This window comes from Nocardiopsis sp. TRM 82005 (genome assembly GCF_056312425.1).
In genome coordinates this window covers 206,285-221,326 of record NZ_JBWDTQ010000001.1, presented here as the reverse complement: position 1 = coordinate 221,326, position 15,042 = coordinate 206,285, and the positions used below count along the sequence as shown (strand labels likewise).

14 protein-coding genes are annotated in these 15,042 nt (G+C 70.8%); 3 read left to right on the top strand and 11 right to left on the bottom strand.

The features are described 5' to 3' along the window. Positions 1-56 precede the first annotated feature (56 nt). The 3 genes from AC0T5L_RS00960 to AC0T5L_RS00950 all read right to left on the bottom strand — a co-directional run bounded on the left by AC0T5L_RS00960 (position 57) and on the right by AC0T5L_RS00950 (position 1,728). A complete protein-coding gene (locus AC0T5L_RS00960; protein ID WP_476163382.1) occupies positions 57-299 on the bottom strand; it encodes a hypothetical protein in 243 nt (80 codons plus the stop codon). A gap of 272 nt (positions 300-571) precedes the next feature. Then, positions 572-883, bottom strand: a complete 312-nt coding sequence (locus AC0T5L_RS00955) for a DUF6401 family natural product biosynthesis protein (protein WP_476163381.1) — start codon at positions 881-883, stop codon at positions 572-574. A gap of 161 nt (positions 884-1,044) precedes the next feature. Next, positions 1,045-1,728, bottom strand: a complete 684-nt coding sequence (locus AC0T5L_RS00950; RefSeq protein ID WP_476163380.1) for a ferritin-like fold-containing protein — start codon at positions 1,726-1,728, stop codon at positions 1,045-1,047. Positions 1,729-2,284: 556 nt separating this feature from the next. Between AC0T5L_RS00950 and AC0T5L_RS00945 the strand changes: the two genes are divergently transcribed. Further along, entirely contained in the window at positions 2,285-3,829 is a 1,545-nt protein-coding gene (locus AC0T5L_RS00945) for a DEAD/DEAH box helicase (RefSeq protein WP_476163379.1), read from the top strand. A 141-nt stretch (positions 3,830-3,970) separates the two neighbouring features. Further along, a complete protein-coding gene (locus tag AC0T5L_RS00940; RefSeq protein WP_476163378.1) occupies positions 3,971-4,879 on the top strand; it encodes an alpha/beta fold hydrolase in 909 nt (302 codons plus the stop codon). A gap of 178 nt (positions 4,880-5,057) precedes the next feature. Here the strand turns inward: AC0T5L_RS00940 and AC0T5L_RS00935 are convergent, their stop codons facing one another. The 7 genes from AC0T5L_RS00935 to AC0T5L_RS00905 form a co-directional block, all read right to left on the bottom strand. Further along, positions 5,058-6,008, bottom strand: a complete 951-nt coding sequence (locus tag AC0T5L_RS00935) for an MBL fold metallo-hydrolase (protein WP_476163377.1) — start codon at positions 6,006-6,008, stop codon at positions 5,058-5,060. Positions 6,009-6,120: 112 nt separating this feature from the next. After that, positions 6,121-6,996 (bottom strand): PHP domain-containing protein, encoded by an 876-nt coding sequence (locus AC0T5L_RS00930; protein ID WP_476163376.1) that lies wholly within the window; start codon positions 6,994-6,996, stop codon positions 6,121-6,123. Between the two features lie 62 nt (positions 6,997-7,058). Continuing rightward, on the bottom strand, positions 7,059-7,724 hold the full coding sequence (locus AC0T5L_RS00925; protein ID WP_476163375.1) for a DUF6758 family protein: 666 nt from the start codon (positions 7,722-7,724) through the stop codon (positions 7,059-7,061). A gap of 91 nt (positions 7,725-7,815) precedes the next feature. Further along, positions 7,816-9,708: a translational GTPase TypA gene (gene typA / locus AC0T5L_RS00920; RefSeq protein WP_476163374.1), complete on the bottom strand. Its 1,893-nt coding sequence runs from the start codon at positions 9,706-9,708 to the stop codon at positions 7,816-7,818. 110 nt (positions 9,709-9,818) lie between these two features. Then, positions 9,819-10,253 (bottom strand): (deoxy)nucleoside triphosphate pyrophosphohydrolase, encoded by a 435-nt coding sequence (locus tag AC0T5L_RS00915; protein ID WP_476163373.1) that lies wholly within the window; start codon positions 10,251-10,253, stop codon positions 9,819-9,821. A gap of 20 nt (positions 10,254-10,273) precedes the next feature. Further along, positions 10,274-12,535, bottom strand: coding sequence for an SF1B family DNA helicase RecD2 (recD2, locus tag AC0T5L_RS00910; protein ID WP_476163372.1), 2,262 nt, complete (start codon positions 12,533-12,535; stop codon positions 10,274-10,276). A gap of 19 nt (positions 12,536-12,554) precedes the next feature. Continuing rightward, positions 12,555-12,983, bottom strand: a complete 429-nt coding sequence (locus AC0T5L_RS00905; protein WP_476163371.1) for an MmcQ/YjbR family DNA-binding protein — start codon at positions 12,981-12,983, stop codon at positions 12,555-12,557. A 185-nt stretch (positions 12,984-13,168) separates the two neighbouring features. On the opposite strand from AC0T5L_RS00905, the gene AC0T5L_RS00900 reads away from it, so the two are divergent. Then, positions 13,169-14,242: a serine/threonine-protein kinase gene (locus AC0T5L_RS00900; RefSeq protein ID WP_476163370.1), complete on the top strand. Its 1,074-nt coding sequence runs from the start codon at positions 13,169-13,171 to the stop codon at positions 14,240-14,242. Between the two features lie 13 nt (positions 14,243-14,255). On the opposite strand, the gene AC0T5L_RS00895 is transcribed toward AC0T5L_RS00900, so the two are convergent. Beyond that, complete coding sequence (locus AC0T5L_RS00895) at positions 14,256-14,816, bottom strand: hypothetical protein (protein ID WP_476163369.1); 561 nt, start codon at positions 14,814-14,816, stop codon at positions 14,256-14,258. Positions 14,817-15,042: the final 226 nt, after the last annotated feature.

Here is a 15,042-nt window from a genome sequence, read left to right as displayed (position 1 = left end):
TCGCGGATGCTTTCCCGTATCGACGGGGCCGGCCCCGGCAGCGCTCCGAGAACGGCCTAGAGAAACTCGGAGTCGCGCAGTTCCAGGCGGGCGAGGTGCTCAACCCGCCGGAAGGCCAGTACCACGGAGGCGATGATCGGGAGGAAGGCCAGCCAGAAGGCGACACTCCCCGGCCCGGTGAAGACCATCGACGCCAGTGCGACGACGAAGATCAGTGCGAAAAGCGCGAAGTCGACGCGGTCCTGTTGAACCAGGACGCCGACCGGTGGGCGCGCCGCCCCATGCCGACCGCTCCTCATTCGCCTTCCTTTCTTGCGGCTCTGCGGGCCGCTCCGCCAGTTACAGCGCCTGCCGGTCCGATTTCCGGACCTCCATAACGCCGTCAGTCCCACGTTGCATTCCGCAGGGCCCTGGTTCGGCCACGAAGCGTCGGGCCGGCCTCGGCAGCTGTGGAGTCGCCGGTACGTTCTCAGCGTACGCCCGGCGCGGAGTTTCCACCGGAGAACCGGCAGGGCTGGTGGCCGCGAGGGGCTCGGGTTGTGGGCCACACCGGCCTACGGACGTCACCAACCTAGCGGACGAAACCGCGATCCCTGGCCAGTCGGCAGATGGCGAGGACGCGGAGGGTCTCCCAGTCGTACTCGACCGCTTCGGAGTCCCAGCCCTGTTCGAGGCAGCCGTCGAGGAAGCCGTGGAGATAGGTACCCAGGGTGCGGGCGTTGAGCTCGCTGCCGGAGGCGGCGATGCCCTCGCACACCTGTGCGGCGTGCTGGTCCAGTTCAGCGCACATCCAGGGCTCGACCGGACCGTCGAGGGGGCCGATCCGGTGAAAGTCACGGGTGAGTCCGGCCAGCGGATGGCGCACGGAGGTCCCACTGGGCATGGAAGTACCTACTCGCGTGGTCAGGAGACGGAAGCTTCATCGATTTTACGGGCATCGACCAATGGATCGTCACGGAAGTGTTGGATATTACCCGCGCTTGACCAAGGCACTCCAAGTCCGGGTCAAAGGTGCGTAAGTTCTGGAACCGGTCCCCGGCGGGCTCAGCCGGTCAGTCCCATCGCCTCGAGCCGGTCCGCGTGGCGATCGGTGAGTGAGGCGAACATCCTGCTGACCGCGGCGAGGTCGCTCAGACCAGTACCGTCGGCGGAGGTCCGGGAGCCCTTGGCCAGCAGCGTGGCGAGTTCGGGGCGTGCCACCGCCACCGACTGCGCCTGGCTGAGCGCCTCGCCGACCAGGCGACGGGCCCACAGGGACAGGCGCCCGGCCAACTTGGGGTCCTCCTCCACCGCGGCGCGCACCGTCTCCGAGACGAACTCGGCCCGGCCGCTCTCGGCCAGCACGCCCTCCACCAGGTTCCGCGTCTCCTCGTCGGCCAGCGCGGCGAGCTTGCGGTAGAAGTCCCCCGCGATGCCGTCGCCGACATAGGTCTTGACCAGGCTCTCCAGCCAGCTCTGCGGCGCGGTCCGGGCGTGCCAGGCGTCCATCGGGTCCACGAACGGCGCCATGGCCCCCTCGGGGTCGGTCCCCAGCTCCTCCAACCGGCCCCGCAGCGCCTGGTAGTGCGCCTGCTCGGTGGAGGCGAGCGCGGCCAGCTGCCCCTTCGAGCGCAGGGACGGCGCCAGCCCCGCGTCGTCGGCGAGGCGGAAGAAGGAGCCGAGCTCGGCGTAGGCGAGCAACCCGAGCAGATCGATCACGCCGGGGCTCGCGGAGGGGCCTTGGGTCATGACGGTCAGAGTATCGCCCGGCCGCCCGGACACCGAACCGGGGACTAAACGAACCGCTGACACGGTTGTACTCGCTGGGAGCGGGTACGGTCCACGCCGTCCACAGCCCGGTGAACTGCTATGTCCACCTGGCGCGTCACCAGCTAGACTCTGTGTGATGACCGGCGTGTGCGTCCGACGCGAACTCTCCTCACACACGCGGGGATCTCCCACGCGACGACGTTGCGGAGATGGCGCCCACACAGGTGCGGCCCCCACCACGGTGGCAGGGACCGCGCGAGAAAACGACGAACCACGGATGCTCCCCGTCCAATACGGGGACGGTCCCTATCCGCGGCGGGGAATCCCCGCGCCGCACGGATCCGGCAGGGCTGCGCCACCCGCAGCGCTTCGAGAGAGGCGATCGGTGAGCCGCGCCCGCGCGGCGGCGAGGGGCCGACCGCGACCGCATCCCGCCGCGGCCACGCCAACGTTGCGGCCCGCCAAGATGGAGGCTTGAGTCCTGAGCAGCACAGAAGAGACCACGAAACCAAAGACCACCTTCCGCGATCTGGGCGTGAGCACCGAGCTCGCCGACGCCCTGGAGGCGGAGGGGATCATCGAGCCCTTCCCCATCCAGGAGCTCGCCCTGCCGATCGCACTGAACGGCAGCGACATCATCGGCCAGGCCCGGACCGGTACCGGGAAGACCCTGGCCTTCGGCCTTCCCCTGCTCCAGTGGGCGCAGAAGGCACCTGGATCGAGCAAGCGGCCCCGCGCCCTGGTCGTGGTTCCCACCCGTGAGCTGGCCATCCAGGTCGCCGCGGACCTGACCACCGCCAGCAAGCGCAGCGGCGGCCGCATCCTGACCGTCTACGGCGGCCGTTCCTACGAGCCGCAGGTCAACGGCCTCAAGGAGGGCGTCGACGTAGTCGTCGGCACCCCGGGCCGCCTGCTGGATCTGGAGAACCAGAAGCACCTGCGCCTGGACGAGGCGTCCGCGGTGGTGCTGGACGAGGCCGACAAGATGCTCGACCTGGGCTTCCTGCCCGACATCGAGCGCATCCTCACCAAGATCCCGGACGAGCGCCAGACCATGCTCTTCTCGGCCACCATGCCGAGCGAGATCGTCACCCTGTCGCGCAAGTACCTGAGCCGTCCCACCCATGTCCGGGCCGGCGACGACGACGAGATCGACGGAACGGCCATCACGGGGCAGATCACGCAGCACGCGTTCCGCACCCACCAGATGGACAAGATCGAGATGCTCTCCCGCCTGCTCCAGGCGGAGGACCACGGCCAGAGCATGGTGTTCTGCCAGACCAAACGTGCCTGCGACCGGGTGGCGGGCGACCTGAAGACCCGCGGCTTCGCCGTCGCGGCCGTCCACGGCGACCTGGGACAGAGCCAGCGCGAGCGCGCCCTGCGCGCCTTCCGCAACGGCAAGATCAACATCCTGGTCGCCACCGACGTGGCAGCCCGCGGGCTCGACGTGGACGACGTCACGCACGTGGTCAACTACGAGACGCCCGAAGACGAGAAGACCTACACGCACCGCATCGGCCGCACCGGCCGGGCCGGGCGCAGCGGCACCGCCGTCACCTTCGTGGACTGGCAGGAGATGCCGCGCTGGAAGCTGATCAACGGCGCCCTCAGCCTGCCGTTCTTCGAGCCGGAGGAGACCTACTCCACCTCGCCGCACTTCTTCGAGGCGCTGCGGATCCCGGCTGGGACCAAGGGCAGGCTGGCCGCGGGCAAGCGCGACGAGCACGCGGGCCTGGAAGCCGAGGAGATCGAGGACATCGGCGACACCGGGGTGTCACGCGGCGACCGGAGCGACCGGGGCGGCCGGCGCGGCCGCGACCGGAGCCGCACCGAGGGCGGACGCGGTGAAGGCGGGCGCGGCCGAAGCCGCAACCGTTCGCGCCGCCGTACCCGGGGCGGCCGGGAGACGGCCGGAGCCGAGGGCTCGGCGGAGAAGGCGGGCGGCAGCGCCCCGGCGTCCTCGGACGCCTCCCACGGGGGCACCAGGTCCTCAGACGAGGGCACCCGCAAGGTCCGGCGACGCCGCCGTACCCGTGGTGGTGCCAGCGCCGCCCGACGGGACCCCGAGAACACCTGACCTTCTGGGCGCCCGCACGGATGGGCGCCGCTGTCGGCGCGGGGTGGGCACCACGCCTCCCCCGCGGTGCCGGTGGCCGTGGTTACGGCCACGGCCCGGGTTCGACCGGCCCGGGTCACCGATCGTCTAGGGTGGCCCGACGTGAGTACACCTCAGTTCATCGATCTGCCACCGGGCGTGCGACGCGCGGACCTGACCCTGTCGTATGGTCCGGTGGCCGCCCTGCGGGCGCTGCCCACCTCCGGCAGCCCCGAGCTGGCCCCCGCTGTCCTGGTGCACGGGTTCACCGGCAGCAAGGAGGACTTCATCGCCCTCTTCCAGAGCCTGGCCCAGGCCGGGCGGGAAGTGGTCGCTATCGACCTGCCCGGCACCTACCAGTCACCGGGCCCGGAATCCCTCATACCCCCGTCCGGCGTACGGCGGCCGGACTACCGCCTGCCCTCCCTGGGCGCGGTGGTCGCCGAGGTCCTGGACCAGATCGGCGACGGCGGCCCCGTCCACCTGCTGGGGCACTCCTTCGGCGGGCTGGTCTCGCGCGAGGCCGCGCTGGTGGAGATGGCGCCGCTGGTCTCCCTCACCCTGATGTGCTCGGGTCCCGGCGCCCTGAGCGGACCGGGTGCGGACGAGACCCGCAACCTCATCGCCGCCGTGTCCAGGAACCCCACCCCCGAGCGGCTCCGGGAGCTGTGGGAGGAACAGTTCGACGCCATGGCACAGGCGCGCACCCCCCAGCACGAGATCCGCGGCCTCCTGCGTGAGCGGCTGCTGTCCAGCAGCCCCGTGGGCCTGATGCACATGGCCGAGGAGCTGTTGGCCGCGCCTGACCGCGTGGACGAGCTGGCTCGGGTGGACGTCCCCAAGCTGGTCCTGTACGGCGAGAACGACGAGGCCTGGCCGCTGGAGGAGCAGGATCGGATGGCCGAGCGGCTGGAGGCCAAGCGTCTGGTGGTCCCCGGCGCCGGCCACTCCCCCAACGTGGAGGCCCCCGAGACCACGGCGAGCGCGCTGACCGCCTTCTGGAACGAGACGGAGTCGGTGGGCCGCCGCTGACCGCACCGCCCCGCCGCGCCGCCGGAGGACGGTGGCGCGGCGGGGATCCGGATGCCGGATGGTTCCCCGCCGTGCCCGGAGAACCATCCGGGAGGCTCTTGCTCCCAGTGGCACCGTCGGTGCTCCGCGGTGCCGCCAGGAGCCGGATCACCGGGGTTCTCGCACCGCGGCCAGCACACTAGACCCAGGAGTCGAAGTTCTTGCTCTCGGCGCCCGAGGTGGTGGCGGGGCCGCGGTCGGGCAGGATGCGGGTGTCCGGCGGCAGGGACAGCAGCGCCTCGCCGATGGAGGCGAGCTGCGTCGTGTAGTCGATGTAGGTGTTGCCGACCATGCCGGGCTCACCCTTGCGCAGGGTGTCGCCGCTGAAGACGACCCCGAGCTGGCTGATGTAGTAGCCGACGGTGCCGGTGGAGGTACCGGGCAGGGCCAGGACATCGATGTGCAGGTCGCCGATGTCGAGGGTTCCCTGGCCCTCCACCTCGATCTCGGGGCGGTGCTCGGCACCGTGGTGGCGGCGCCAGGTGCGCATCTCGCGCGGGTGCAGGGCGATGGGGGCCTCAGCCTCCTCGGCGACCGTGATGGCCGACTCGATGTGGGGGCCATAGGCGTTGGTGCAGGCCACGAGGTAGACCTCGCGCTCACCGACGGCCTCCATGATGGCCTCGGCATCGTGGGCGGGGTCGATGACGACGACGCCCTCGTCGTCGGCTTCGACGATCCAGGTGTTGCTGACGATGTCGCTTTTCTCGCCGTCGAACTCGAAGGCGCCGGCGGTGCGCACACGGGTGATCTTGTCAACGTCGGGACCGGTCACCCCGATCTCCTCACCCTCGTCGGCGAAGGTGTCGGCGGGCTTGTCCTCCTTGGCGGAGTCCTTCCCGTCCTCGGAGTCATCCGCCCCGGCGGAGTCCTTCTCCTTCTCGGAGTCGTCCGCCCCGGCGTCCGTGTCCTCGGTCCCGGCCGCCTTGTCGGTGCCCTCGGAGGCGCTGGTGTCCCCGGCCCCCGCGTCAGCCGTGTCGGCTCCGGCGGAGTCCTCCTCCGCGGCCTCCTCCTGGTCCGCCGCGGCCTCCGCAGCGGAGTCGGTGGCCTCCTGGCCGTCCTGCTTCTTCGGCTTCCGCTTCCAGAACACGGCGTCAGACCTTTCGCTTTCGTCCGGGTATGAGTGGGATCACGCTGCGACCATTGTCGCGCTCCCGCACAGTGATCGGTACCGTACCGGACTCCGGGGACCGACACGCGGTTCACCCCCGAAGAAGGGCCATCCCCGTCGCGGGCCCCACGAGCTGGTCGAACGCCTCCGGGGCGGTGGTCCTGCACCCCAGCCGACGCCCGGACAGGCTTCCGTGGTCGTCGCTGGAACCGGTGACCACCACTCCCAGGTCCCCGGCCGCCCCACGCCAGTACCTGGCCTGTGCCCGGTTGTGCGAGGGATGGTCGGCCTCGATCCCGCCCAGGCCCGCGACGGCCATGCGCTCCACCAGTTCGAGGGGGACCGCGCCGTTGAGGGAGCCCTCCGCCCGCGCCGGGTGGGCCAGCGAGCACACCCCGCCCGCCGCACGTACCAGCTCCACCGCGCGGACCGGGTCGATCGCGTACCGCGAGGCGTAGGCCGGGCCGCCCGAGCCGATCCACCGGTCGAAGGCGTCCTGCACGTCCTTGGCCGCACCCGCCTCCACGATCGCACGGGCCAGGTGGGGGCGGCCGATCGTGTTGGCGTCGGCGTACTCGTCGCGGCCCGCACCGGCGATCTCCAGCACCCGTTCCCAGGTGAGGCCCACCCCCTGCTCGCGGAGCTTGCGGACCATCTCCTCCGCGCGGGTGGCCCGGTCGGAGCGGACACGGCGCAGTTCCTCGGCCAGCCCCGCGTTGTCGGGGTCGAACAGGTAGGACACCAGATGCACGCTGGATCCGGCGTAGGCGCAGGAGAGCTCCATCCCGGGAACGAGGGTGAACCCCGGGGGCAGGTGTTTGGCGGCCTCCTCGATCCCGCCGACCGTGTCGTGGTCGGTGAGGGCGAGTACGTCGAGACCCGCGGCGACCGCGTACTCGACGACTTCGGCGGGAGTGTCGGTCCCATCAGAGACCGAGCTGTGTGAGTGCAGGTCGATACGTGTCACCGGGTGATTGTACGTAAGCCCCGGTTGCCACGCCCCGCGCGGGTGGGGCCGCACGGCCGGGATCAGTCCGTTTCGTCCCGGGGCGCCAGACTCCGGGCGAGGAAGGGGCTGGGCGCGCCGAAGGGCGGTTCCAGCGCTACACCGCCGCCCCCGATGTCGCGCAGGTCGCGCAGCGCGTTGATCTCGCACATGAGCATGCCGGTGTCAGCGGCCGCGAAGACCAGCCACAGCCAGTGGGCGAGCGCCTCGCCGGTGTACACGGCCCGGTCGCGCCCCACGTCCAGGTTCCACAGCGCGACCTCGTGGCCGTCGAAGCGCACCTTGGCGTCGGCCGCGGAGGCGTCGAAGCCGTCACCGGGATCAGGGCCCTCCAGCCCGGCGAGGCGCGCGCCGAGGCCCACACCCGGGTCCTCGGCGACGATGGCGATCTCGCCGACGCCACCGAGCGGATCGGGGCCGGACAGGGCCACGGCGGTGGCGACGGCGCCGCTGCGCTCGTCACCGCACTCGGCGAAGCCGGTGACCACCCAGTTGGTGGGCAGCGGCCAGGGTATCCAGACCGGAACGTGGGCCTGGGGTAGGAGTACCTCCAGGGTCGCGGTCCCGGGGGCGCGCACCGGCTGTAGGGGCGCCACCGATCCGTGAGCGTCACACTGCCAGGCGCTGGTCCACAGCCCCGGAGGCTGGACCGCGCGCCCGCAGCGGGGACACGTGGGCTCGGACTTCATGCTGATTACGGGTCTACCCGAGGCGTCCGGCCCGAAAACGCGTCGTGGGCGGACCGCACAAGCGGCCCGCCCACGCTCGGACTCGGCGGTGCTACTGCTGCTGGCGCTTCTTGTTGGCCGTCATCCGGCCGCGCTCCTTCTGGTCCAGGACGACCTTGCGGATGCGCACGTGCTCGGGGGTGACCTCCACGCACTCGTCCTCACGGCAGAACTCCAGGGCCTGCTCCAGGGAGAGCCTGCGCGGCGGCACCAGGCGCACCAGCTCGTCACCGGTGGACGAGCGCATGTTGGTGAGCTTCTTCTCCTTGGTGATGTTGACGTCCATGTCGTCGGCACGCGAGTTCTCGCCCACGATCATGCCCTCGTAGACCTCGGTGCCCGGCTCCACGAAGAGCGTGCCGCGCTCCTGGAGGTTGAACATCGCGAACGCGACGGCGGAGCCGGCGCGGTCGGCCACCAGGGCACCGCTGGGGCGGGTGCGCAGATCGCCGAACCACGGCTCGAACTTCTCGAAGACGTGGTGGGCGATACCGGTGCCGCGGGTCTCGGTGAGGAACTCGGTACGGAAGCCGATGAGGCCGCGGGAGGGCACCAGCCAGTCCATGCGCACCCAGCCGGTGCCGTGGTTGACCATGTTCTCCATGCGGCCCTTACGGACGCTGAGCAGCTGTGTGATGGCGCCCATGTACTCCTCGGGGGAGTCCACGGTGAGGCGCTCGACGGGCTCGTGCACCTTGCCGTCGACGACCCTGGTGACCACCTGCGGCTTGCCGACGGTCAGCTCGTATCCCTCACGGCGCATCTGCTCGACCAGGATGGCCAGCGCCAGCTCGCCGCGGCCCTGTACCTCCCAGGTGTCGGGACGCTCGGTGGGCAGGACACGCAGGGAGACGTTGCCCACGAGCTCCTTCTCCAGGCGGTCCTTGACCAGGCGCGCGGTGACCTTGGCGCCCTTGACCTTGCCGACCAGCGGAGAGGTGTTGGTACCGATGGTCATGGAGATCGCCGGCTCGTCCACCCGGATCAGCGGCAGCGGGATCGGGTTCTCCAGATCGGCGAGGGTCTCACCGATCATGATGTCCTCGATACCGGCGATGGCGACGATGTCGCCGGGGCCGGCCTTCTCGGCGGACTTGCGCGCCAGGCCCTCGGTCTTGAGCAGCTCGGTGAGCTTGACCTGCTGGACGCTGCCGTCGGTGCGGATCCACGCGACCTGCTGGCCCTTGTGCAGCTCGCCCTGCTTGATGCGGCACAGCGCCAGGCGGCCCAGGAACGGGGAGGCGTCCAGGTTGGTGACGTGGGCCTGGAGGGGTGCCCCGGGGGTGTACTCGGGAGTCGGAATGGTGTCCAGGATGGTGCTGAACATCGGCACGAGGTTGTCGCTGTCGGGCACGGCGCCGTTGTCCGGGCGCTCCAGGGAGGCCTTGCCGTCGCGGGCGCAGGCGTAGACGATCGGGAACTCGATCTGCGACTCGTCGGCGTCCAGGTCCATGAACAGCTCGTAGGCGTCGTCCACGACCTCGGCGATGCGGCTGTCGGGCCGGTCGACCTTGTTGATGACCAAAATGACGGGGAGCTTGGCCTGGAGGGCTTTACGAAGCACGAAACGGGTCTGCGGGAGCGGGCCCTCACTGGCGTCCACGAGCAGCACGACACCGTCGACCATCGACAGGCCCCGCTCGACCTCGCCGCCGAAGTCGGCGTGGCCGGGGGTGTCGATGATGTTGATGACCACGTCATCGCCCTCAGGCGTGGTGTAGTGGACAGCCGTGTTCTTGGCGAGAATGGTGATGCCCTTCTCGCGCTCCAGGTCGTTGGAATCCATCACCCGGTCGTCGACGTCCTGGTTCTCGCGGAACACTCCGGACTGCCAGAGCATGGCGTCAACGAGGGTCGTCTTGCCGTGGTCCACGTGGGCCACGATCGCGACGTTGCGGATGTCGCTGCGGCGTGCGGAGCCCTCGACGGGCGTAGCGCTGGACATGGGAAAGTCTCGATCTCCTGATGCTTGGAAGAGACCGCAGAGTGCCACGGCCCGTTACCAGTTTATGGGGTCAAAGCGGCCCCTTGGGGAAACGTGCAGGCCAACCCGTCTCAGGGCCGTGTGACGGCGCCCGGCGCGAGCAGGGGCTCGACGAGGTCGAGGAAGGGCACGTCGGCGGGCAGCCAGTTGAGAACGCGCAGGTCGGCGGCGGTGAGCCAACGCAGGGAGAGGTGCTCCAGGGGCTCGGGCTCCCCGGAGACCAGCTCCGTGTGCCACAACCGCAGCACGGCGGGACGCGTGTGGCCCCCGCCGGGCGCGGGGAAGGGCGCGTCCGCACCGAGCCGGCGCAGGGGCCGGATGAGGGCGCCGAGTTCCTCACTGCACTCGCGGACCACGGCCTGGGCCGAGGTCTCCCCCGGGCCGACCTTGCCGCCGGGGAACTCCCACCAGCCGCGCAGTGCCTCGGGTTCCGCGCGCTGTGCGGCCAGGACGCGGCCGTCGCGGATGACGACGGCGCCCACCACGATCAGAGTCTGCTGTTCCACGGTGCCAGCGTAGCGACGCCCTACGACGTTCCGGGGACCGTGTCCGGCTCGGTGGCCCCCCGCGGCGTCCACTGCGCGGACCGCAGCCGGTGCGCCAGTGCCGTGTACCTGCGCCCGGAGGAGGCGTTGCGGACCGCCTGGGCCAGGGCGCGCCGGGAACCGATGAGGACGACCAGCTTCTTGGCCCTGGTGACGGCGGTGTACAGCAGGTTGCGCTGGAGCATCATCCAGGCGCTGGTGGTGACGGGGACGACCACGGCGGGGTACTCGCTGCCCTGGGAGCGGTGCACGGTGATGGCGTAGGCGTGGGCGAGCTCGTCCAGTTCGGCGAAGTCGTAGGCGATCTCCTCGTCCTCGTCGGTGCTCACCAGGATCTCCTGGGCCACGGAGTCGATACCCGTGACCACACCGAGGGTTCCGTTGAAGACCCCGTTCTCCCCCTTCTCGTAGTTGTTGCGGATCTGGGTCACCTTGTCGCCGACGCGGAAGACGCGGCCGCCGAAGCGGCGTTCGGGGATGTGCTCGCCCGAGGGGGTCACGGCGGCTTGGAGCTTCGTGTTGAGGTTGGCCGCCCCCGCCGGGCCGCCCTTCATGGGGGTGAGGACCTGCACGTCCCGGCGCGGGTCGAGACCGAACCGGCGCGGGATACGGCGGGCGACCACGTCCACGGTCATCTCGGCGGCGTCCTCGGTCTCCTCGCAGGGAAAGAGGAAGAAGTCGGCCATGCCCTGGAAGTGCGGCGGCTCACCGCTGTTGATCCTGTGGGCGTTGGTGACCACGCCGGAGTGCTGGGCCTGGCGGAAGACGTGGGTCAGGCGCACGTTCGGAACGGGCGAGTCCTCGCCGAGCAGGTCGCGCAACACCTGACCGGCGCCGACGGAGGGCAGCTGGTCCACGTCGCCGACGAACAGCAGGTGCGCCCCGGGCGGGACCGCCTTTACCAGCTTGTTGGCCAGGAGCACGTCCAGCATGGAGGCCTCGTCCACCACCAGCAGGTCGCAGTCGAGCGGATTGTCGCGGTCGTAGGTGGCCTCGCCTCCCGGACGGAGTTCGAGGAGCCGGTGCACCGTGGACGCCTCGATCCCGGTCAACTCGGTGAGGCGCTTGGCGGCGCGCCCGGTGGGCGCGGCCAGGATGACCTTGGCGTGCTTGACCGCGGCCAGGGTGACGATGGAGGCGACGGTGAAGGACTTGCCGCAACCCGGCCCGCCGGTGAGCACGCACACCTTCTCGGAGAGCGCCAGGCGCACGGCCTCGCGCTGGGCCTCGGCGAGTTCGGCGCGGGTCCGGGCGCGCAGCCACTCCAGGGCCACGTCCCAGTCCACCCCCGCGAACGCGGGCATGCGGTCCGCCGGGTGGGAGAGCAGGGAACGCACTCCGGAGGTGAGGCCGATCTCGGCGCGGTGCATGGGCAGCAGGTAGACCGCGCGCACGGGCTCGCCCGCGGGTCCGGGGACGGTTTCGCGGACCACGCCCTCGGTGGCCACGAGCTCGGCGACGCACTCGATCACCAGGCCGGTCTCGACCTGGAGGATCTTCACGGCGGCGGAGATGAGTCTCTCCTCGGGCAGGTAGCAGTGCCCGTCACCGGTGGACTCCGAGAGGGTGAACTGGATCCCCGCCATCACCCGCTGCGGGCTGTCGTGCGGGATACCGACGGCCTGGGCGATGGTGTCGGCGGTCTTGAAGCCGATCCCCCACACGTCGGTGGCCAGTCGGTAGGGCTCCTTCTGCACGACGTTGACGGAGGCGTCGCCGTACTTCTTGTAGATGCGCACGGCCAGGGACGTGGTGACCTCGACCCCCTGGAGGAAGACCATCACTTCCTTGATGGCCTTCTGCTCCTCCCAGGCGTCCGCGATGAGCCTGGTGCGCTTGGGACCCAGGCCGGGGACCTCGATGAGCCGTTCGGGGTGCTCCTCGATGACGTCCAGGGCCTCGGTGCCGAAGTGGCCGACGATCCGCTCGGCCATCTTCGGACCGATGCCCTTGATCAGTCCGGAACCGAGGTAACGGCGGATGCCCTGGACCGTGGCGGGCAGGACGGTCGTGTAGTCGTCCACGTGGAACTGGCGGCCGTACTGGGGGTGGGAACCCCAGCGGCCGCGCATACGCAGCGCCTCGCCGGGCTGGACGCCCATGAGGGCGCCGACCACGGTGAGCAGCTCATTGCCGTGGCCGGTGTCGACGCGGGCGACGGTGTACCCGGTCTCCTCGTTGGCGTAGGTGATCCGTTCCAGGACGCCCTGGACGACGGCTGGTCGGGCGATCTTGTCGGACACGTGGTCGTCCTTTCCGGGGTCACACCGTCTTCGGGCCCTCCGCCTTCGGGGCGTCCGCGACCGCTCCGCCGATCCGCGGCACGTCCTCGCCCAGGGCGGCGAGCACGCGGTCGCGGTCGGCCCGGCGCAGGCTCCGGGCCGCCAGGACGTAGGAGTGCCTGAGCATCTCCAGGATCTCGTCATCGGGCACCGAGCCGTCCAGGAGCACGGAGTTCCAGTGCTTCTTGCTCATGTGGTAGCCGGGCGTGACGGCCGGAAACCGGTCCCGCAGCTCCAGGGCCAGCTCGGGGTCGCATTTGAGGTTAACCGTGGCCGGCCCGTCCCCGGTGATCAGGGCGAACATCTTCTGTCCGGCCATCTTGAAGACCAGGGCGCCCGGGCCGAAGGGTTCGCTCTCCCCGGCCTCGGGAAACCACAGGGCTGCGTCGACGAACTCTCCCGGGGTCATGGCGGACTCCCCTTCCTGTCACCTTCGACAGTGCCAGAGACCGCCGACGTTCGGGAGGCCCCCGCACCCGCCTGTGGACGGCCTCGGCCGGGAGGGGAATCGCGCATGCGCTCCGTCTCCGGGGCCGGAGCCGGATATGATCCGGCGTAGAGCCCCCTTGTGTCCCCCAACGAAGCGGGAGCCCCATGAAGGCGCGCGGCGTGCGCAGACTCGCCCCCCTGGAACCGGACGACCCGCGCGAGGTCGGCGGGCACCGGATCCGGGGGCGCATCGGCTCCGGCGGCATGGGCACGGTCTACGCCGCCGACTCCCCTGGCGTGCACGGCTACCTGGCGGTCAAGGTCGTCCACGCCGAGCAGGCCGCCGACCAGCGCTTCCGGGAGCGGTTCGCGCACGAGGCCCGCCTGCTGTCCCGGGTGAACAGCCCTTCGGTGGCGCGGTTCGTGCGCGCCGACGTGGAGGCGGACCCGCCGTGGATGATCACCGAGTACGTGCCGGGGCCCACCCTGCGCCACCACGTGGAGCGGCACGGCCGCCTGCGCCGGGGGATGCTGCTGGGCCTGGCCGTGGGCACCGCGGAGGCCTTGCGGGCCATCCACGCCGCCGGGGTGGTCCACCGCGACCTCAAGCCCAGCAACGTGGTGCTCTCCGACCGAGGTCCCAAGCTGTTGGACTTCGGTATCGCGCACCCGGTGGAGGACCCCGACCCGACCAAGTGGATCCGGCTGCGCAGGATGCGGCGCGCCTACCGGGACCTCAGGCTGCCGTCACCGGACTCGCTGCCCGACGAGCGGGTCGCCGGGCAGGTCGACAAGCTGGGCACACCGGGGTGGATCAGCCCCGAGCAGTACCGGCGCGAGCCCACGACTCAGAAGGCCGACGTGTTCCTGTGGGGGGCGACGGTGGCTTTCGCCGCCGCCGCGCACGACCCGTTCGGGCGGGCCGGGATCAAGGAGATGGCCCGGCGCGTGATGTTCGAGGAGCCGGACCTGGAGCACCTGCCGTCCGGCCTGGAGCGGTTGGTGCTGGCGGCGATGGCCAAGGAGCCCGATGACCGGCCCGACGCCGGGGAGCTGCTGCGCACCGCCCTGTCCTTGGACAGCCCCGCGGGCGGGGTGCTCCCGCCGGAGGAGGCCGCCGAGTCCGGGGCGGCGGCCGTGCGGCGGCTTCTGGAGCGCCGGTGGACGGAGGCGGCGGTGCGCCCGCCGCGGCCCCCGCGCGAGGGAGGGGGGCTGTTCGGCGGCCCCGGACGGGGCTGAGGGCGTCCGCCGGTCAGAGCAGCCCGTAGTGGGCGCGGGCCTCGCGGGAGAACATCTGTACCACCATCGTGGCGGCGAAGCCCAGGGGAACGGCCGCGAGGTAGTCCCCGGTGGACAGGTTCCACAGCAGGAGCGCGCCCGCAGCGGTCTGGAAGGCCACGACGCCCCAGAACACACCCACCGTACGGCGGCGGATCCTGCCGGCCAGGAGCGTGGACAGCAGTCCGTACACACCGGTGACCGCCGCCATGGCGATCATCATGGCGCGCACCGCCTCGACGCTGTGGGTGAGCTCGACGCCCTCCTCAGCGGCGAGGTCGCTCTGCTCCTGTAGGACCTCGGCCATGGCCTCGGACGGCACGCTCAGCCCCATGAGGAAGAGGGCGGAGAGCGCGAGCCCGCAGGCGCCGCCCACGAACATCAGAACGCGGACGAGCGCCACCTTCCTGGGCAGGGGCGCGTCGGGGCGGAGCGCATCGAAATGGGCCCCGAAGTCGGGCATCCCCCGCGGCGGTACACCGCCTCCACCCTGTGTCCCGTCGGGGTCATACGGGTCCTGGCCAGAGGAAAACACGGACGTCCTCCGAGGGATATCGAGCCGACTTGTCCCGCCCATGGTAGAGGGCCGTGGCGCGGAAGGCGCGGACCAGCCGGGAAAGCCATCCGTTCAGCGGGGCACGGCGAGCCGTGCGGGCACGTCACCCAGCGCGACCGTGAGGCCGCCTGCGTCACTCAGCGCTATACGGACGTGCCAAAAACCGGTATTGGTACCGCAGATTCTGCAAATCGTAACCCTGCGA